Source organism: Mesorhizobium sp. W016 (assembly GCF_054719485.1).
This window is the reverse complement of sequence record NZ_JBTTIF010000002.1, coordinates 3718179-3735073: the sequence shown is the minus strand read 5'-3', so window position 1 is coordinate 3735073 and position 16895 is coordinate 3718179. Positions and strand designations below refer to the sequence as shown.

The window sequence follows — 16895 nt, the reverse complement described above, 5'->3', positions numbered from 1 at the left end:
TGGCCGGCAGGCCGGAGGGGGGTGCCTTGGCATCATACCTCCAGTGACTGCCTCGCCTAAAGTCACCCTCCGCCCCGGCACCATCGACGACGTCGACACCATCCATGCCGCGCTGCTCAAGCTCGGCACCCATATCGGCGCGCATCATGAGATCACGTCCACTGCCGACGATCTCCGCCGCTACGGCTTTGGCGACAAACCCGCCTTCTCCACCCTGATCGCCGAGATCGGCGGCGATTTTGCGGGGCTCTGCCTGCATTTCCCGATCTTCTCGACATGGATGGGGCGGCCCGGCGTCTATATCCAGGACCTCTATGTCGAGGACCGGTTTCGCGGCCGCAAGATCGGCGAAAGACTGCTGCGCCGGGTCGCGCGCGACTGCCGCCGGGATGGCGGCGCCTATCTCAGGCTGTCCGTCGACACCGACAATGACGGCGCCAAGGCTTTTTATGAGAGACTGGGCATCGCCTGGTCGAGCTACGAGCAGACGCAGAAGATTGTTGGCGATGCCTTTTTGGCCTTTGCCGATGCAGCGCAGGATGGGGACGCGGAATGAAAGCCTTCTTTGCCGAGGAGCAGAAACGCCACGACCCGAAGGCCTTTCTGTCCAGCGGTGCGCCGCAGCCCAATCCCGAACAGCCGGAGCGGGTAGAGCGATTGTTAGCCGGCGCAAAATCCGCCGGATTGATGATCGAGCGGCCCAGGGAACATGGCCTAGGCCCGGTGGCGGCCGTGCATACGCCGGAGTATCTCGCCTTCCTCGAACACATTTTTGCGCGCTGGCAGCGCATCGAGGGCGCATCCGCGGAAGTCATCCCCAACATCCATCCACTGGCCCGCACAGGGTCCTATCCGGCCTCGGCGGTCGGCCAGGCCGGCTACCACATGGCCGACACCGCTTGCCCGATCTCGGCCGAAACCTGGCACAGCGCGCTGTGGAGCGCCTGGAGTGCAGTCGAGGCAGCCGAAGCGGTGATATCGGGCGCGCCTGCCGCTTATGCGCTCTGCCGGCCGCCCGGCCATCATGCCTTTGCCGATGTCGCCGGCGGCTTCTGCTTCATCAACAATTCAGCGGTCGCAGCCCAGGTGTTGCGCAAGCAGGCAGCGCGGGTGGTGATCCTAGATGTCGACCTGCATCACGGCAACGGCACGCAAGGCATCTTTTATACGCGTTCCGACGTCCTGACGGTGTCGCTGCACGCCGATCCGGTGCGCTTCTATCCGTTCTTCTGGGGCCATGCCGATGAGCGCGGCGAAGGTCCGGGCCTCGGCTATAATTTCAACCTGCCATTGCCGCGCAAATCAGCCGACGCGGCGTTTCTGGAGGCCCTCGAAGTGGCGTTCCAGCGTATCCGCGCCTTTTCGCCGGACGCGCTGGTCGTGGCGCTCGGTCTCGATCCGTTCGAGGGCGATCCGTTCGGCGGGCTTTCGGTGACCACGCCCGGTTTCTCGCGGATCGGCGAGGCAATTGCCAAGCTTGGCCTGCCGACGGTTATCGTCCAGGAAGGCGGCTATCTCTGCGACGCGCTCGGCGACAATCTCACGGCGTTCCTCACCGGTTTCGGCGGCAAACAGCGATAGCTGACTAGCGCTGCTGCCTCAGCATGGCGATCACCCGGTGCACGCTTTCCAACGTCTCGTCGATCTCTGCCGCCGTGTTGTAGTGCGCAATACCGATGCGCACGACTCCCTGCTCGGCCGGAATGCCGAGATGGTGGACGATCTCCCAGGCGTAGTTGTGGCCCGACCATAGAAAAATGTTCTCGGCATTCATCTGCCGCACGATCGTCTCTGGCACGATGCCGTCGACGGTGAAGGACACGGTCGGCACGCGCTCAATGACACGCTTCTGATCGGTGATGCCGCGGATGGTCAGGCCCTCAATGGCGGACAGCCCATCGATCAGCCTCAGCGCCAGCGGGTTTTCGTAGGCGATCGACACTTCGTATGCCTTTGCGATCTTTTGCCTTCGCGAACCGCCCTCGCCGGCCGCAGCACCGAGTTCGGCGAAGTAATCGACCGCTGCGGTAAGCCCGGCCATCAGTTCGATCTGCGGCGTGCCGAGTTCGAAGCGCTCCGGCAGGCCATTGGAAGAGCAACGGCATTTGTAGGGTTGCAGCGCATCGATGATGTCGCGGCGTCCCCACAATATGCCCATATGCGGGCCGAAGAATTTGTAGGCCGAGCAGATCAGGAAGTCGCAGCCGAGATCCTGCACGTCCACCAGCCCGTGCGGCGCGAACTGGACGGCATCGACATAGACCAGCGCCCCGGCCTGTTTGGCAATTCGCGTCAGCGCCTTGACCCGGTTGATCGAGCCGGTGAGGTTCGAGGCATAGTTCAGCGCCACGAGCCGAGTCTTGTCGGTGAGCAGAGCGCTGAGCGCCGCCTCCTCGACCTGCCAGCTCTTTTCGTCGAAGGGCAGGAAGCGCACGACGAGGCCAAGATCTTCGGCCAGCTGCAGCCAGGGCGAGACGTTGCCCTCATGATCCATGCGGGTGACGATGATCTCGTCGCCCGGCTTGAAGCCGCGGCCGAGCGTGCGCGACATGTGATAGGTCAGCGTCGTCATGTTGGCGCCGATGATTATTTCCTCAGCGCTCGCTGCACCCAGGAAATCGGCCATCGCCGCATGGGCGCCGTCGACCACCTGTTGCGCGGCAAGCGTGGTTTCGAAATAACCGCCGAGATTGGCGTTGGTGGTGAGGAGGCAGCGCGCCACCGCATCGGCAACCGCCTGTGGCACCTGCGTGCCGGCCGGATTGTCGAGATAGATGCGCCGGCGGCCTTTGTCGGTCAGGTCCAGCGCCGGAAATTTTCCCCTGACGGTCTTGATCGGAAAATCCATTGCTGTCCCCTTCCCCTTGTGTTTTCTACGGAATTCCGCCCGGAGTGCCCGCTTACGGACAAGGATTGCCCACGCGCTGGTGGATCGCGTCGACGACCTTCTGCATCTCGTCGGTCCAGGTCACGTCGACTGAGGACAGCGCCATCTCGAGCTGGGCAATCGTCGTCGCGCCGATGATGCTGGAGGTAACAAAGGGTCGGCTGGCGACATAGGCGTTGGCGAACAGCGCCGGTTCGAGGCCGAAGGAGCGCGCCAGTTCGTTGTATTCGAGCTGCGCCTCCGCTGCATTCGGCGTCTCATAGCGCTGGCCGCGGTTGAACAGCTGCGAGCGCGAACCTTGCGGCCGCGCGCCATGATCGTATTTGCCGGTGAGATAGCCTTGCGCCAGCGGCGAATAGGCGAGAAAGCCAACCTCTTCGCGGTCGCAGACTTCGGCGAGGTTCACCTCAAATGTGCGGTTGACGAGGCTGTATGCGTTTTGCAGCGAAACGATGCGCGGGCCGACGCCCTTGTCGGCCTCGGCGATGAAGCGCATGACGCCCCAGGAGCTTTCGTTCGACAGGCCGAGATGGCGGATCTTTCCCGCCTTCACCAGCTCCTCGAAGACTGCGAGTGTCTCGGCGATCGGCGTCTCGCCGGCCGGCGCCCCAACGGCATCGGCACGGCGCGGCACAGCACCCACGCGGGTCGGGTTGGCGCCCCAGGGGATGTCGCGCTCCGGCCAGTGGATCTGGTAGAGGTCGAGATAGTCGGTGCCGAGCTTGGCCAGCGATTTGTCGATGGCGTCAAAGATGTCGGCGCGCACCAGTTTTGACGGCCGGTCGCCACGAAACCAGCGGTTGGCGGTGCGGCCGACCACTTTCGAGGCCAGGATGACCTTGTCGCGATTGCCCTTGGCCTTCATCCAGCTGCCGATGAACTTCTCCGTCCGCCCCTGCGTCTCCTCCTTGGGCGGTATCGGGTAGAGCTCGGCCGTGTCGATGAAATTGACCCCACGCGCAAAGGCCAGATCCATCTGCGCATGGCCATCGGCCTCGGTGTTCTGCTGGCCCCAGGTCATCGACCCCAGGCAGATCTGGGTAACAAGAAGATCGGTCCGACCGAGACGGCGTTTGTGCATCGAATTTTCTCCGGCGGGAATTGCGCGGCTACGCGGGAAGGAAGCCGCATCTATAGGGAAAGCGGCGCCGCTCTCCAACCCTTAGCGGACCGACTTTTGCGTGAACCCTGGAAGTCAGCGCCGGACGCCAGCCAAAGCGCGCCGCTTGGCCTCGTCGATCAGCATGTTGGCCACCTGCATGCGGATCATTGCGCGCTGGCGCAGATGCGGCGCGACGCGGTCGGGGTGGTTGGCGAAGGCAAAGCTGCGGCGCATGCGGCCAAGGTCAGCGCTCTTGACGGGATGATCGAGGCCGAGCTCGACGGCGATCGCGTCAGGGTCGATCGGCGGCAGCTTTTCCTCGGGCTTTGCCTCCTCGCCGGCCAGCGCCAGCTTGGCATGATCGAGAAGGGCGGCAAATTCTGCGGCCAGATCGGCTCCCGCCTCGCGGTATTCGGCGGCGAATGTTTCGCCCGAGACCTTGATGCGGCCGGAATGAAGCTCGTCGGCCACGGAGAGATAGTCGAACGGGATCGACGGCCGGGCGCTCGTCTCTTCCGCCGCCTCATCCTTGTCGGAGGCAACGAACAGATCGTCGAGCAAGGAAGCGAAATCCCGCTTGGCGCCGATGTCAGCCTCCCCCTCGTTTTGCGCATGCGAACAGAGCCGGTCGCACCATACAACCGGCTCGTTAAAAATGAATGCCGCTGATCTTAAGGAGTTTAGGCGTTCGCCAAGCTTGCGCGGATCGGTTGTTGGTGGGGGAAGCTCAACAAAAAGCCGGACTGCATTTGCATGCAGTCCGGAAATTCGCCAGGAGTGGCGAGGAAAAGCCGGCCATGTGCCAGCGTCTATGCATACGGTGGGGACGCGCCACAAGTTTCAGCGCATGCGCCAATTGTGCCGAAAAAAATTCGCCGGGCATGGCTGCCATGCAAATGCTGCACTGCACAACCTTCACAATTTTCCTATACTCGGCTCCGTGGAGGATCAACAAGGGGCCGAATCATGGGGTTCTTCACTGAAATGTTTGCCCGTCCGCGTCCGCAGGAGCATCAGCGTTACCGCTCGGCACTGGCCTTGCTTCACTCGATGAGCAATGCCGACCGCGCCGACATCGGCGTCAAGCCGGCCGATTTCCCGCGCATCGCGCGCGAAATGTCACTGCGTTGATCAAGACCTTGGCGCTAAACCAGCGCCAGACGAAGTTTCCCGGCAGCGGCCGGGAAACCTCGCAACGGCGAATGCTTCAACGATTACCGAGATAGGCGCCCTTGGTCAGCGGCACGCCGTTGTGGCGCAGGATGTCGTAGGCGGTGGTCACGTGGAAATAGAAGTTGGGCATGGCGACATGCAGCAAATACTGCAGCCCGGGCATCGAAGCCTCGCGCTGGCCAAATTTCAGTTCGACTATCCTGTCATCCGAGCCATCGAACTCGGCGGCCGAGAACGACGCCAGAAGCTCGAGGGTCTTGGTCAGGCGCGCCTGAAGCTCGGCGAAGGTCGCTTCATTGTCCTCATATTTCGGCACTTCGCGGCGGGCCAGCCGTGACGGCGCGCCCTTGGCATGGTCGGTGCAGATCTGCACCTGCCTCACCAGCGCGTACATGTCGGGCGCCAGCCTCGCGGTCAAAAACACCTGCGGGTCGATCTTGCGCTCGGTTGCATTCTGTTCGGCCGCCGACAGCACGCCGGACAGCGCCTTCAGCCTGGCCGAAAACACCGGCACCGAGGCTTCATACATCGATAGTGTCACGTTCAAATCTCCATTGCGGCTGAAGCGCCGACGGCGGGACGTAGCGCCTTCCCGGAGGATTTTTCAAGCGTCACCACGTCGCCGCAATCTCTATGATAGACTCCTTCGTGGTGGAGATTCTCCGATGAGACGCGTCTTTCTGGCAGCGGCCGCCTTTTGCTCCCTTGCCGCATCCGGCCAGGCTGTGTTCGCCGACGATGAACCGGCAGCCGATGACCAAGCCCCTTACGTCGATGACAGGTCAGACGCCGCAGCCGTCATCCGCTCGCTCTACAGCGCCATCAACCGGCACGAATTCGCCCGCGCCTGGGCTTACTACGGCGATACCAAGCCGGCAAAGGATTTTGATACCTTCGTCAAGGGCTATGACGGCACCGACAAGGTCGACGTCGAAACCGGCGCCATTTCCGATGAAGGTGCCGCCGGCAGCATCTATTACAGCGTCCCGGTGGCCATCCGCGCCACCGACAAGGACGGCAAGGAAGCAGTCTTCGCCGGCTGCTACACGCTGCGCCAGGTCAGCGCTCAGATCCAGGCCCCGCCGTTCCGACCGATCTTTATCGACAAGGGCGCGCTGAAGCCGTCCAAGGCCGATTTCGAGGAGGCGCTGCCGCCAAGCTGTGGTGACGGGCCGCCGCCGCCGAAGAAGGACACCGCACTCGAGCAGGTGAAGAAACTGTTCGCCGCCGATTATGGCGATCAGTGTGACAAGCAATTTCTCGGCGAGGAGCCGAACATCTTTTCGATCAAATACAAGGCAAAGGACGCGGCTGCCAGCGATCCCGACAAGGAAACGCGGCTTTTCGAGTTCTACTGCCAAGCGGCAGCCTATAACGCAAGTTCGGTCTACTACATGACCGACGAAGTATCGGGCGTGCGGCAGTTGCAGTTCACCGAGCCCGAATTGGATATCCGTTACGAGAACAATGACAGCGACGGCAAACTGCTGGGCATGGATATCATCGGCTTCCGCACAACCGGCTGGGCGGCCAATTCCGAATATGACGAAGACGCCAAGACGCTGACCACGTTCAACAAATGGCGCGGCATCGGCGACGCCTCGGACAAGGGGATATACCTGTTCCGTAACGGCGATTTCTCCCTCGTCCAATATGATGTGGACGCGTCTTACGATGGCGAGGAGAACCCGCAGACGGTGGTCGACTACAACACCGCGCCGTAGGGGTCTTAGCAGGAACCGCCGCGCTTAAGCAGTCCTTCACATTCGCCTTCTCGTTTCAGGCCGCGAACGCATCGGCCGGAAGAAGGCGCGAATGTCCTCGACCAGAAGACTCGGTTCCTCCAGCGCAGCGAAATGGCCGCCTCGCGGCATCGATGTCCATCGCTGAACGTCAAAGACCCGCGCCACCCAGGATCGAGGCGGCATCGGCAACTCGCGAGGGAAAAGCGCTACCCCAAATGGCGGCAAAACGCGTTCCAGCGTCTCGAACGCAAGAGGGAACAGTCGATTCTCCTTGTAGAGCCGCAAGGACGAGGTGAGCGCGTTGCTGAACCAATAGAGAGAAACATCCGTAAGGAGCGTGTCCATGCCGAAGGTGCGCTCCACGTCACCGTCGCAATCGCTCCAGCTACGGAACTTCTCGATCATCCAGGCTGCGAGACCGATCGGCGAGTCTGTCAGAGCATAAGCAAGCGTCTGAGGCTTCGTGCCCTGCAGATGGGCATAGGCGCCCTCCGTTGCCGTCCAGGCCGCGGCCTTGTCCAGGAAGGCCTGCTCCTCAACGGTGACAGGTGGCAGACCTGCACCCAAGGGTGGCCGATAGCTCCCGGGAATGTAATTGACGTGGACGCCAAGCACGCTTTCGGAATGGAGCCGTGCCATCCAGGCGGAAACGCCCGCGCCGATGTCGCCTCCTTGGGAAGCGAAGCGGTCGTAGCCGAGCCCGCGCATCAACTGTACCCATAACTCCGCGATGCGGCCGGAATGGAAGCCTGGTTCCGTCGGCGCCTGGGAAAAGCCGTATCCGGGCAAGGAGGGAACTACCACGTGGAAAGCGTCGGCCGGGTCACCACCATGGGCAGCTGGGTCTGCCAGCAATGGAATGACGTGTTCCATTTCGATGAACGAGCCGGGCCAGCCATGCGTTATGATCAGCGGCAGCGGCGCCGGTCCGTTGCCTGGCTGGTGGACAAAGTGGACATCTAGGTTGTTCAGCCTCGTCAGATATTGCGGCAGCCGGTTCAGCCGCGCCTCTTGCACTCTCCAGTCGAAGCGGTCTCGCCAGCAATCCGCAAGGCGCTTGATGAACGGCAGGTCGGCCCCATCGTTCCAGCCCGCTTCGCTTAGCGGAATTGGCCATCGTGTTGCGCTAAGCCGGCGCTGGAGATCTTCAAGTTGTTCGTTCGGAATTTGGATCTTGAAGGGGTGGGCGTCCATCGCTGTGCTTCCGATCTGTTGGATCATATCAGCCTACACCTAAGAGGATATCGGCCGAACCATGATTGCCAAAACCAAGGGGCACCCCTGGGCGATATGCCTCAGGGCGCCTTCGACAGCATCCAGTTCAGCGTTTGGCGCCAGTCGACCATGCGGATCGGCGTGCCATGGGTGCCGGTCTCGAACCGGACGAACCGGGTCGGATAGGCTTTCGAGTTCGCAGTGATGGAGCGGAAGAAGGCTTCCTGCTTCTCCACGGGAAAGACCGGATCCTTGCTGCCTTGGCCGAAGAACACCGGCACATGGCGCCTGTAGGCCGGGCTCGACAGGAAACCGTCATCCCACAGCGAGCCGAGCAGCAGCAGCCCGTTTATGCGCCGTCCCGTATCGTTGCGGCCGGCCAGCTTCCAGCACAGCGCACCACCCATAGAGCCGCAGGCGACGAAAATCTTGGCGTCCGGCGAGGCCTCGGCATAGTGGCCGATCAGCGCCGCGACCTGGGCCGCGCCCTTGTCGCCGAAATCGGTGAAATCGGGTGAGAGATAGAGGCCGCCATTGCCGGCCATCAGGTTCTTGATGCGGTTGAAATTGCCGCCGAAGGTGAAGTCGTCGACGCCCTGCTTGCGGCTGCCGCCCTGCCCGTGCAGGTAAAGCACGATGATACCGGCGCCTTCGGTCTTGCCTACGGCGACATGCCTGACATCGCCGGCATCGGTTTTCAGCATCAAATCCCGCTGCACCTTGCGCACGCCGGTGTCGGTATACTTAGCCTGCACGCGCTTTTCCGGCACCTCGTCGCGGTCGTTGATGTCGCGCATCTCGCGATAGTCGATGACGGTGTAGGCGCCTTTGTCCGTGGACGAGAGCGTCGCCGGATAGGCGAAGAGGTCATCCTTGTAGGGTTTTAGTTCGAGCGCGTCCGCGTGGGCGGCGGAGAACAAGAAAAGAAGTGAAACCAGAAGGGTATGGAACGCGGCTACCCCCCTCTGGCCTGCCGGCCTGGCCGGCAGGCCAGAGGGGGGTAGAAGCGCTGAGGCAAGTAAAGAGAGAGCCATGCTAAAGGCATGCGTTTTTCGGCTTCGCTTTGTCAATCCTGCAGCACGCCGCCGGCGTCTTCGAGCGCCTCGCGGGTGTCGACGTCGACCGACGCGCCGTCGCCGATCTCGACGTCGATGACATCCAGTCCCTCGGCCTCGACCAGATGGCGGGCGCCGGTGTCGCCCTCGAGATGGGCGATGCCTCCAAACAGCGAACGCGGCAAAAGCACCGGATTGCCGCGGCGGCCGTCATGGGCGGCGCGCACCACCGAACGGCCGCCGTCCCTGCGGAAGGCCTCGATCAACCGATCGAGATCGGCCGATGAGATACCCGGCATGTCGCCGAGGACGATCATGGCGCCGGCCGCATCGGCTCCAACGCGGGCAATGCCGGCTTTTAGAGACGAGGACAGGCCGTCGGCAAAATCCGGGTTGTCGGCAAAGATCACGTCGAGGCCCGAGAGCGCGGCGTGCACCCGCTCGCGCTGATGGCCGGTGACGACAACGGTGGCAGAAGCCTTGGAATCGAGCGCCCGTTCAGCGGTGCGGCGCACCAGCGGCTTGCCGTCGAACAGCGCCAGAAGCTTGTTCGGCCCGCCCATGCGGCTGGAGCGACCGGCGGCCAGAAGCACGATCTCGACCTTCAGCCCGGCTCTCGCCGGCAGCGGCTCGCGCGGCTGCGGCCTGGTCGGGATTTCCATCAAGAGGCCGCCAACGCCCATGCCGGCGATGTCCTTGGCGGTGACGTCGAGACCGGCGATCAGCCTGTCGAGCACCCAATCGAAACCGTTCTCCTTGGGGCTGCGGGCGCAACCGGGCGCGCCGATGACGCGCTTGCCATCGAGCGTGCCCAGCACCAGCAGATTGCCGGGATCGACGGGCATGCCCGCGCGGATCACCGTGCCACCTGCTGCCTCGATCGCCGCCGGAACGACATCGTTGAAATCGCTCATCGCCGAGGCGCCGAAGATCACCACCATGTCGTTGTCGCGCGCCAGCGCGGCCGCTGCCTCGGCTACAGGCGCGATCTCGTGCGGCGTGCGGCGCTCCGTCGTCAGCCGGCCGCCGGAGCGTGCCAGCCGGGCCTCGGTGACGCGCAGCGTCTTGTCGAGCACGCTGGCCTTGATGCCGGGCAGCATCGTCTGAATGACGCCGATGCGCACCGGCTGATAAGCGTTGACGGCGAAGATCTCGCCACCGGCGCAGATTTTCACCACCTTGTCGACCAAAGCTGAGGCGACGGCGAAGGGGATGATCTTGACCGTCGCCACCATTTGCCCCGTCTCGACCGGCGCGTGCTGCGCCAGCGTGGCGATGGTGATGGTCGGGTCGACCGCATTGATGGCGTCGATCATGGCGGCATCGACGGTGAAGAGACCGGCGACCTTGGCATGGAGGTTGACGCGGCCGGTCGCGGCAGGTTTTGCCTCGATGTTGCGGTGGGCCATGCTGGCAGCAATCTTTTCGGCCGCCGCATCCTCGCTTAGGTCATCGGCGGCAAGCACCGCCACGACGATCTCGGTAATGCCGGCCGCCTTCAGCACCGCCACGTCCGGCGTGCTCAGCCTGTGCGCCTTGCGGAAACGCCGCTCGCCCGCCGTCGTGGCATGCGCCAGCACCGCGCCTTGCGCCTGATCGATCGGGATCGGCCCGAACTTCACGCCGCCGCGCCTTTGGCTTCGAGACCGCGCGAGCGAAAGGCGTGGATCGTCTGCGCCAGGATGGCGACGGCGATCTCGGCCGGGCTCGCCGCGCCAATGTCGATACCGATCGGTGCGTGGATGCGGGCGATCTGGTCGGCGCTGGCGCCGAGCGCCAGCAGGCGCTCGACGCGCCTGGCGTGTGTTTTGCGGCTGCCGAGTGCGCCGACATAGAAACAGTTGGCGTCGAGCGCGGCCTTCAGTGCGAAATCGTCGATCTTCGGATCATGGGTGACGGCGGCGAGCGCCGTATAGCTGTCGAGCGGCTGGCGTTTCAGCACATCCTCCGGCCATTCGGCATGGAGTGCTACATCGGGAAAACGGTCCGGGGTGGCGAAGGCGGTGCGCGGATCGACGATCTCCAGGGGATAGCCGGCGATCCTGGCCATCGGCGCCAGCGCCTGACTGATATGGACGGCGCCGACTACCACCAGGCGCGGCTGCGGCAAATGCGCGTTGAGGAAGAAGGTGCGCCCTTCAGCCTCGACCGAACCCGAATTGCCGGTGCGGAAAGCCTTGGCGATCGCTTGCCCGAGATCGCCGGCAACCTGGTCGCCTTCTCGCACGATGCGGTCGCGGCCGTCGCCGAGATCGGTCACCAGGATCGCCGCACGGCGGGCACGGCGTTCGGCATTGAGGGCTTTGAGAGCGTAGGGATCCATGCCTAACCGAGCCGCTCCACATAGACCTTGATGCGGCCGCCGCAGGATAGGCCGACCTGCCAGGCGGTCTCGTCGGCAACGCCGAACTCCAGCATTTTGGCCTTGCCGCTGTCGATGACGTCGATCGCCTCGCTTACCACGGCGCCCTCGACGCAGCCGCCCGAGACCGAGCCGTGGAAATTGCCTTCGGCGTCGATGACCAGATGACTGCCGACCGGCCTCGGCGCCGAACCCCAGGTCTCGACCACAGTGGCGATGGCGACATCCTTGCCGTCCTTCATCCAGCCCTCCGCGATAATCAGCGGATCGCGGGCTTCATCGAGATAGATGCTGTTGTCCATGATCGCTTGCCTCAAAGTCTGTTTTTCTCTGGGAGCCTGTTTTCGGAATCCAATATGGCTATGCGGCGCGCCTGACACCAGCGTCCAGCCAGCGACGCGGATCGACCGAAGCGGCGGATTTCTCGTCCAGCGAGGCGCAGAGGTCGGCCAGCGCATCGAGATTGTGTACCGAGCGGAACTCGTCGACATGAGGCAGCATCGCTCTGACGCCGCGGGCCCGCGCCTCGAAGCCGCCAAAGCGCAGAAGCGGGTTGAGCCAGATCAGCCGCCGGCAGGATTTGTGCAGGCGATCCATTTCTTGCGACAGGCCGGAAACATCGTCGCGCTCCAAACCGTCGGTGATTAAAAGCACCACCGCGCCCTGCCCGAGCACGCGGCGTGACCAGTGCTTGTTGAACTCCGCCAGCGTATCGCCGATGCGGGTGCCGCCCGACCAGTCCTTGACCGCCGCCGAGCAGTCGGCAAGGGCGGCATCGGGGTCGCGATGGCGCATCTGCCGCGTGAGATTGGTCAGCCGCGTGCCGAAGACGAAGGTGTGCACGCGCCGCCGTTTTTCGGTCAGCGCATGCAGAAAGTGCAGGAAGATGCGCGTGTACTGGCTCATCGAACCGGAGATATCGGCGAGAACCACCAGCGGCGGATGCACTTCGCGGGCTGAGCGGAATTTCGGCAGGATCAGTTCGCCGCCGGTGCGCGCGGCCGAGCGCATCATGGCGCGTGGATCGATACGGCGGCCATGCAGGTCTGCCTTGAAGCGTCGGGTACGGACCATGTCGAACGGCAGCCGCAGCCGGGCAATCGCCTTCTTGGCGTCTGCCATCTCGTCGGCATTCATCTGGGCAAAGTCCTTGCCGCGCAGCACTTCATTCCCGGAGAAGGTTAGCCGGGCGTCGACTTCGATCTCCGGGATTTCCCTGACCGGCCGATTCTTCTCGTGGCCTTCGAACATGGCCTGGCTGACGCGGTTTTCTGCCGCGCGCGGCTTTTGCTTCTCCCTGGTGTCGGGCGCCACAGGCGAGAACATCGCCAGAAGTTTCTCGATCAGCTCGCGCGATTTCCAGAACAGCCGGAAGGCTTCGTCGAAAACAGGGTGATCCTCGTGCCGCGACACCAGCACGGCATGCAGCGTCCAGTAGAAATCGTCGCGCGAACCGATGCCGGCTGCCAGCACCGCCTCGATCCCATCCTTGACCGAAGCCGGCCCGACCCGCATGCCGGATTTGCGCAAGGTGCGGGCGAAATAGACGATGTTGTCGGCGATGCGCCCGTCTTCCGTCGCCTCTCTGGGGTCGGTCTCTTTGGGGTAAGCACCCGGCGCCTTCACTGCCCTACTCCGCCGCCGCCAGTTCGGCCTTGACCTCATCGAGGATGCGCCGGCCCTCGCCCGCGCCGATGCGGGCAATGTCGTCCTGGTATTTCAACAAAACGCCGATCGTGTCGGAGACGGTTTCGGGATCGAGCGCCACCTTGTCGAGTTCGGTCAGCGCGCCGGCCCAGTCGATGGTTTCGGCGACACCCGGCGCCTTGAACAGCTCGACCCGGCGCAGCTTCTGGATGAACGACACCACTTCCGCGGAAAGTCGGCTGTTGGCCTGCGGCACCTTGCGGCGCACGATCTCCAGCTCGCGCTCGGCATTGGGATAGTCGACCCAGTGATAGAGGCAGCGCCGCTTCAGCGCGTCGTGGATTTCGCGGGTGCGGTTGGTGGTGATGATGACGATCGGCGGCTCCTCCGCCTTGATCGTGCCAAGCTCGGGCACCGTCACCTGGAAGTCGGACAGAATTTCGAGCAGGAATGCTTCGAAAGCCTCGTCGGTGCGGTCGAGCTCATCGATCAGGAACACCGGGGCCGCACCCGCCTTGCCGGTCAGAGCATCGAGCACCGGGCGGCGGATCAGGTATTTTTCGGAAAAGACATTGCGCTCCATGTCGGAGCGGTCGACCGAGCCTGCCGCCTCCTCCATGCGGATCTCTATCATCTGCGCGGCGTAATTCCACTCATAGACAGCGGACGAGACGTCGAGCCCTTCATAGCATTGCAGGCGGATCAGCCGGCGGCCGAGTGCCTGCGCCAGCACCTTGGCGATCTCGGTCTTGCCGACGCCGGCCTCCCCTTCAAGGAACAGCGGCCGCTGCATGCGCAGGGACAGGAACAGCACCGTTGCCAGCGAGCGGTCCGCGACGTAGTCCGCGCCGGTCAGGAGATCGAGCGTTTCGTCGATCGTCCGCGGCGCGGGGCGCGGTTTCAGCTCGGTCATTCTTTCTCCGTTGCCGCCTCTGCTCCGCTCTGCAGCACGTGGTAGTCGCGGGCGTGGTAGATCAGCGGCCGCAAATTATCGCCCATGCGCAGGCCTGTCACCTTGCCAAAAAGCACACGATGGGTGGCGAGATCCTTGGTGTCGATCAATTCGCAGTCGAAAACCGCAAGAGCGCCCTTCAGGGTAGGCGCGCCCGTCGATATGACATCCCACTCGCCAAGCCCGAAACGCTCATCGGCCGACAGCCCGGTCAGGCCTGAAAACGCCACCGATAGGGGCTGCTGGTGCGAAGCCAGCGTGTTCAGCGCAAACCGGCCGTTTTGCATGAACAGCTCGTTCTTGGCATTCTCGCGGTTGAGACAGACGAGAACCGTCGGCGGCGTGTCCGACACCGAACAGGCGGCAATCACCGTCGTGCCGCGTTTGCCGGCGGGCCCGTCGGTGGTCACCACATGGACGTGGCCGGCAAAATGCGCCATCGCGTCGCGATAGGCCTGAGGCCCTATGTCGTTCAACTTCAACACCGATGATTTTCCATAAGCGGGAACCCAAGCGTTATATATGGCGGCACACAATAGGCCACAAGCGAAGTGGTTGACGCCAATCCGCAATTCCCGTGTTGCGCCTGGGGCGGGCAGCCTTTAGGTCTTGGCACAAGAGACGCTGGAAGCATGCGACCGGCACGGAGGAATTCGTCGTCAGAATGCGACCCCCAACAGCTGTAATAGCGGCACTGCTCTGGCTGCTGCCGGCAAGCGCCGGCGCGCAGACGCTGCTTGTCGGCGTCGCCGCGCCCCTGTCCGGTCCGTCGGCGATCCTGGGCAAGCAGATCGAGGCGGGTGCTGCCCTGGCAGCAGAAGCCAACGGCGCCGAGATCAAGACGGTCGACGATGCCTGCACCGCCGATGGCGGGGCTGCCGCCGCCAGGGAATTCGCCGCTGCGAAGGTCGATATCGTCGTCGGCTTCCTCTGCACCGAGGCGATCCAGGCGGCGCTGCCGATCCTCAAGGACGCTGACATACCGGTCATCACCGTTGGCGTGCGCACCGAAAGCCTGACCGATCGCCGCGCCAAAACCGGCTGGCCGGTCTACCGGCTGGGGCCACGCGGCGACGACGAGCGCAATGCCGTGGCCGGCATCCTGACCCGGCTGTGGCAGAGCGAATTGTTCGCCATCGTCGATGACGGGACCATCTATGGCCGCGAAATCGCCGAGACGCTGCGCGCAGCGGCCGAACAGGCGGCGCTGAAGCCGGTCTTCACAGACACGTTCCGGCCCCAGCTCGACAACCAGATCGGGCTGATCGGCCGGCTGAAGAAATCAGGCGCGACGCATGTCTTTGCCGGTGGCGACGGCGACGACATCGCCATTATGGGCCGCGACGCCGGCCAGCTCGAGGCCGGCATCGTCTTTGCCGGCGGCGAGAATTTGCGCACGCCACCCGGCGATGTGCCTTACGCCATCGGCACGCTGATGATCGCGCCGCCGGAATGGGCCGATGTCGCCGATCCCAAGGTGCTGGCGGCGTTTACGGCCAAAAGCATCGCGCCGGATGGCTATGCCTTGCCGGCCTACGCGGCGGTGGAGATTGCCAAGGCGGCCTCGGCCGCGCCCGAGACCTCGGGCAAGGGGCTGGCCGACGCGCTAACCGGGCATGATTTCACCACCGCGATCGGCCCGCTGCGGTTCGACGACAAAGGCGATCTGAGCCAAAACCTCTATCGCGCCTTCCGCTTCGACGGGACGCGTTTCGTGCCGGCGGAGACGAACTGATGTTTCGCACCGGGCCGCGCAATCTGATCACCGATGTCGCCGGCCTGCGCGTCGGCAACGCGTCGGACGCCAAGCTGAAATCGGGCGTCACCACCGTATTGTGCGACGAACCGGCGGTCGGTGGCGTGCAGATCCTCGGCGGCGCGCCGGGCACGCGCGAGACCGACCTGCTCGAACCGCACAATTCCATCGAGGCGGTTCATGCCGTCGTGCTGTCGGGCGGCTCGGCCTTCGGCCTCGACGCCGCCTCCGGCGTTCAGGCAGCGCTGCGCGAAAAAGGCATTGGCGTCGATGTTGGCGGCTTTCGCGTGCCGATCGTGCCGGCGGCGATCCTGTTCGACCTGCGCAATGGCGGCGACAAGGATTGGGGCCGTTATCCTCCCTACCGCGACCTCGGCTACGAAGCCGCCCAGGCGGCAACAGTCGACTTTCCGCTGGGCACAATCGGCGCCGGCACCGGGGCGCTGAGTTCCGGGCTGAAGGGCGGCCTTGGCTCTGCCTCGACTGTGCTCGACAGCGGCGTCACCATCGGCGCACTGGCCGCCGCCAACCCGACCGGCTCGGTAACGATCGCGCGGACCCGCTATTTCTGGGCGGCACCCTTCGAGATCGGCGATGAATTCGGAGGCCTCGGCTATCCCTCGCCGATGCCGGACGACGCCAGGCGGATCCTGTTGAAACACCGCGACAAGCGTGTCGGTGGACAAGCCGAGGCCGGTGGCAACACCACTATCGCCGTCATCGCCACCGACGCCGTGCTGACCAAGGCGGCAGCCAAGCGGCTGGCCATTTCAGCGCATGACGGTTTCGTGCGCGCCATCTGGCCCGTGCACACGCCGGCTGACGGCGATCTGGTGTTCGCGCTGGCGACGGGGAAGAGCGGCACAGAACTCAGCGCCGACGATGCCATCGATTTCTTTGCCGCCGCCGGCGCCACCATGGCGCGCGCCATCAGCCGCGGCATCCATGCCGCGACGCCGGCCGATGGCGATCTGTTTCCGGTGTGGTCGTCGCGCTGACTT

General features: G+C 63.9%; 18 protein-coding genes. 6 read left to right on the top strand and 12 right to left on the bottom strand.

What is annotated here, in order from left to right; all coding sequences use genetic code 11:
* Positions 1 to 43: 43 nt before the first annotated feature.
* Both ACYG9V_RS18540 and ACYG9V_RS18535 read left to right on the top strand, forming a co-directional pair.
* Positions 44 to 556 (top strand): GNAT family N-acetyltransferase, encoded by a 513-nt coding sequence (locus ACYG9V_RS18540; protein ID WP_352520271.1) that lies wholly within the window; start codon positions 44 to 46, stop codon positions 554 to 556.
* Positions 553 to 1581 carry a histone deacetylase family protein gene (locus ACYG9V_RS18535; protein ID WP_352520270.1) on the top strand — a complete coding sequence of 343 codons (1029 nt, stop codon included), beginning with the start codon at positions 553 to 555 and terminating at the stop codon, positions 1579 to 1581. Before ACYG9V_RS18540 ends, ACYG9V_RS18535 begins: the two co-directional genes overlap by 4 nt.
* 4 nt (positions 1582 to 1585) lie before the next feature.
* On the opposite strand, the gene ACYG9V_RS18530 is transcribed toward ACYG9V_RS18535, so the two are convergent.
* The 3 genes from ACYG9V_RS18530 to ACYG9V_RS18520 form a co-directional block, all read right to left on the bottom strand.
* Entirely contained in the window at positions 1586 to 2848 is a 1263-nt protein-coding gene (locus tag ACYG9V_RS18530; RefSeq protein WP_352520269.1) for a cysteine desulfurase-like protein, read from the bottom strand.
* Positions 2849 to 2900: 52 nt separating this feature from the next.
* Entirely contained in the window at positions 2901 to 3968 is a 1068-nt protein-coding gene (locus tag ACYG9V_RS18525; protein ID WP_352520268.1) for an aldo/keto reductase, read from the bottom strand.
* A gap of 114 nt (positions 3969 to 4082) precedes the next feature.
* Positions 4083 to 4550 carry a hypothetical protein gene (locus ACYG9V_RS18520; RefSeq protein WP_352520267.1) on the bottom strand — a complete coding sequence of 156 codons (468 nt, stop codon included), beginning with the start codon at positions 4548 to 4550 and terminating at the stop codon, positions 4083 to 4085.
* 405 nt (positions 4551 to 4955) lie between these two features.
* On the opposite strand from ACYG9V_RS18520, the gene ACYG9V_RS18515 reads away from it, so the two are divergent.
* The gene (locus ACYG9V_RS18515; RefSeq protein WP_023690170.1) at positions 4956 to 5120 is read left to right on the top strand and encodes a hypothetical protein; all 165 of its coding nucleotides are present in this window, start codon (positions 4956 to 4958) and stop codon (positions 5118 to 5120) included.
* A 76-nt stretch (positions 5121 to 5196) separates the two neighbouring features.
* Here the strand turns inward: ACYG9V_RS18515 and ACYG9V_RS18510 are convergent, their stop codons facing one another.
* On the bottom strand, positions 5197 to 5703 hold the full coding sequence (locus ACYG9V_RS18510) for a DUF1993 domain-containing protein (RefSeq protein WP_352520266.1): 507 nt from the start codon (positions 5701 to 5703) through the stop codon (positions 5197 to 5199).
* A 124-nt stretch (positions 5704 to 5827) separates the two neighbouring features.
* Here ACYG9V_RS18510 and ACYG9V_RS18505 point away from each other — a divergent pair, with 124 nt between their 5' ends.
* The gene (locus ACYG9V_RS18505) at positions 5828 to 6886 is read left to right on the top strand and encodes a DUF1176 domain-containing protein (protein WP_352520265.1); all 1059 of its coding nucleotides are present in this window, start codon (positions 5828 to 5830) and stop codon (positions 6884 to 6886) included.
* Positions 6887 to 6922: 36 nt separating this feature from the next.
* Here ACYG9V_RS18505 and ACYG9V_RS18500 read toward each other — a convergent pair whose 3' ends face one another.
* The 8 genes from ACYG9V_RS18500 to ACYG9V_RS18465 all read right to left on the bottom strand — a co-directional run bounded on the left by ACYG9V_RS18500 (position 6923) and on the right by ACYG9V_RS18465 (position 14623).
* Entirely contained in the window at positions 6923 to 8128 is a 1206-nt protein-coding gene (locus ACYG9V_RS18500; protein WP_352520264.1) for an epoxide hydrolase family protein, read from the bottom strand.
* A gap of 74 nt (positions 8129 to 8202) precedes the next feature.
* Positions 8203 to 9042 (bottom strand): alpha/beta hydrolase, encoded by an 840-nt coding sequence (locus ACYG9V_RS18495; RefSeq protein ID WP_352557205.1) that lies wholly within the window; start codon positions 9040 to 9042, stop codon positions 8203 to 8205.
* A 146-nt stretch (positions 9043 to 9188) separates the two neighbouring features.
* Entirely contained in the window at positions 9189 to 10799 is a 1611-nt protein-coding gene (locus ACYG9V_RS18490) for a molybdopterin-binding/glycosyltransferase family 2 protein (RefSeq protein ID WP_352520262.1), read from the bottom strand.
* Positions 10796 to 11500 (bottom strand): XdhC family protein, encoded by a 705-nt coding sequence (locus ACYG9V_RS18485; protein WP_023669076.1) that lies wholly within the window; start codon positions 11498 to 11500, stop codon positions 10796 to 10798. The genes ACYG9V_RS18490 and ACYG9V_RS18485 overlap by 4 nt, the downstream gene beginning before the upstream one ends.
* A gap of 2 nt (positions 11501 to 11502) precedes the next feature.
* Positions 11503 to 11841 carry an XdhC family protein gene (locus tag ACYG9V_RS18480; RefSeq protein WP_023734542.1) on the bottom strand — a complete coding sequence of 113 codons (339 nt, stop codon included), beginning with the start codon at positions 11839 to 11841 and terminating at the stop codon, positions 11503 to 11505.
* Positions 11842 to 11899: 58 nt separating this feature from the next.
* On the bottom strand, positions 11900 to 13165 hold the full coding sequence (locus ACYG9V_RS18475; RefSeq protein WP_352765020.1) for a vWA domain-containing protein: 1266 nt from the start codon (positions 13163 to 13165) through the stop codon (positions 11900 to 11902).
* 4 nt (positions 13166 to 13169) lie between these two features.
* Positions 13170 to 14099, bottom strand: a complete 930-nt coding sequence (locus ACYG9V_RS18470) for an AAA family ATPase (protein WP_023700847.1) — start codon at positions 14097 to 14099, stop codon at positions 13170 to 13172.
* Positions 14096 to 14623, bottom strand: a complete 528-nt coding sequence (locus ACYG9V_RS18465) for a flavin reductase (protein ID WP_023739380.1) — start codon at positions 14621 to 14623, stop codon at positions 14096 to 14098. The genes ACYG9V_RS18470 and ACYG9V_RS18465 overlap by 4 nt, the downstream gene beginning before the upstream one ends.
* Before the next feature lie 179 nt (positions 14624 to 14802).
* On the opposite strand from ACYG9V_RS18465, the gene ACYG9V_RS18460 reads away from it, so the two are divergent.
* Positions 14803 to 15873 (top strand): branched-chain amino acid ABC transporter substrate-binding protein, encoded by a 1071-nt coding sequence (locus ACYG9V_RS18460; protein ID WP_352765018.1) that lies wholly within the window; start codon positions 14803 to 14805, stop codon positions 15871 to 15873.
* Positions 15873 to 16892 carry a P1 family peptidase gene (locus ACYG9V_RS18455; protein ID WP_023708630.1) on the top strand — a complete coding sequence of 340 codons (1020 nt, stop codon included), beginning with the start codon at positions 15873 to 15875 and terminating at the stop codon, positions 16890 to 16892. The genes ACYG9V_RS18460 and ACYG9V_RS18455 overlap by 1 nt, the downstream gene beginning before the upstream one ends.
* The last annotated feature ends 3 nt before the right edge of the window (positions 16893 to 16895 follow it).

Coding starts and splice junctions, on each gene's coding strand:
- ACYG9V_RS18535 (WP_352520270.1), top strand. CDS start 553: ATGAAAGCCTTCTTTGCCGAGGAGCAGAAACGCCACGACCCGAAGGCC.
- ACYG9V_RS18530 (WP_352520269.1), bottom strand. CDS start 2,848: ATGGATTTTCCGATCAAGACCGTCAGGGGAAAATTTCCGGCGCTGGAC.
- ACYG9V_RS18525 (WP_352520268.1), bottom strand. CDS start 3,968: ATGCACAAACGCCGTCTCGGTCGGACCGATCTTCTTGTTACCCAGATC.
- ACYG9V_RS18515 (WP_023690170.1), top strand. CDS start 4,956: ATGGGGTTCTTCACTGAAATGTTTGCCCGTCCGCGTCCGCAGGAGCAT.
- ACYG9V_RS18505 (WP_352520265.1), top strand. CDS start 5,828: ATGAGACGCGTCTTTCTGGCAGCGGCCGCCTTTTGCTCCCTTGCCGCA.
- ACYG9V_RS18500 (WP_352520264.1), bottom strand. CDS start 8,128: ATGATCCAACAGATCGGAAGCACAGCGATGGACGCCCACCCCTTCAAG.
- ACYG9V_RS18485 (WP_023669076.1), bottom strand. CDS start 11,500: ATGGATCCCTACGCTCTCAAAGCCCTCAATGCCGAACGCCGTGCCCGC.
- ACYG9V_RS18480 (WP_023734542.1), bottom strand. CDS start 11,841: ATGGACAACAGCATCTATCTCGATGAAGCCCGCGATCCGCTGATTATC.
- ACYG9V_RS18470 (WP_023700847.1), bottom strand. CDS start 14,099: ATGACCGAGCTGAAACCGCGCCCCGCGCCGCGGACGATCGACGAAACG.
- ACYG9V_RS18460 (WP_352765018.1), top strand. CDS start 14,803: ATGCGACCCCCAACAGCTGTAATAGCGGCACTGCTCTGGCTGCTGCCG.
- ACYG9V_RS18455 (WP_023708630.1), top strand. CDS start 15,873: ATGTTTCGCACCGGGCCGCGCAATCTGATCACCGATGTCGCCGGCCTG.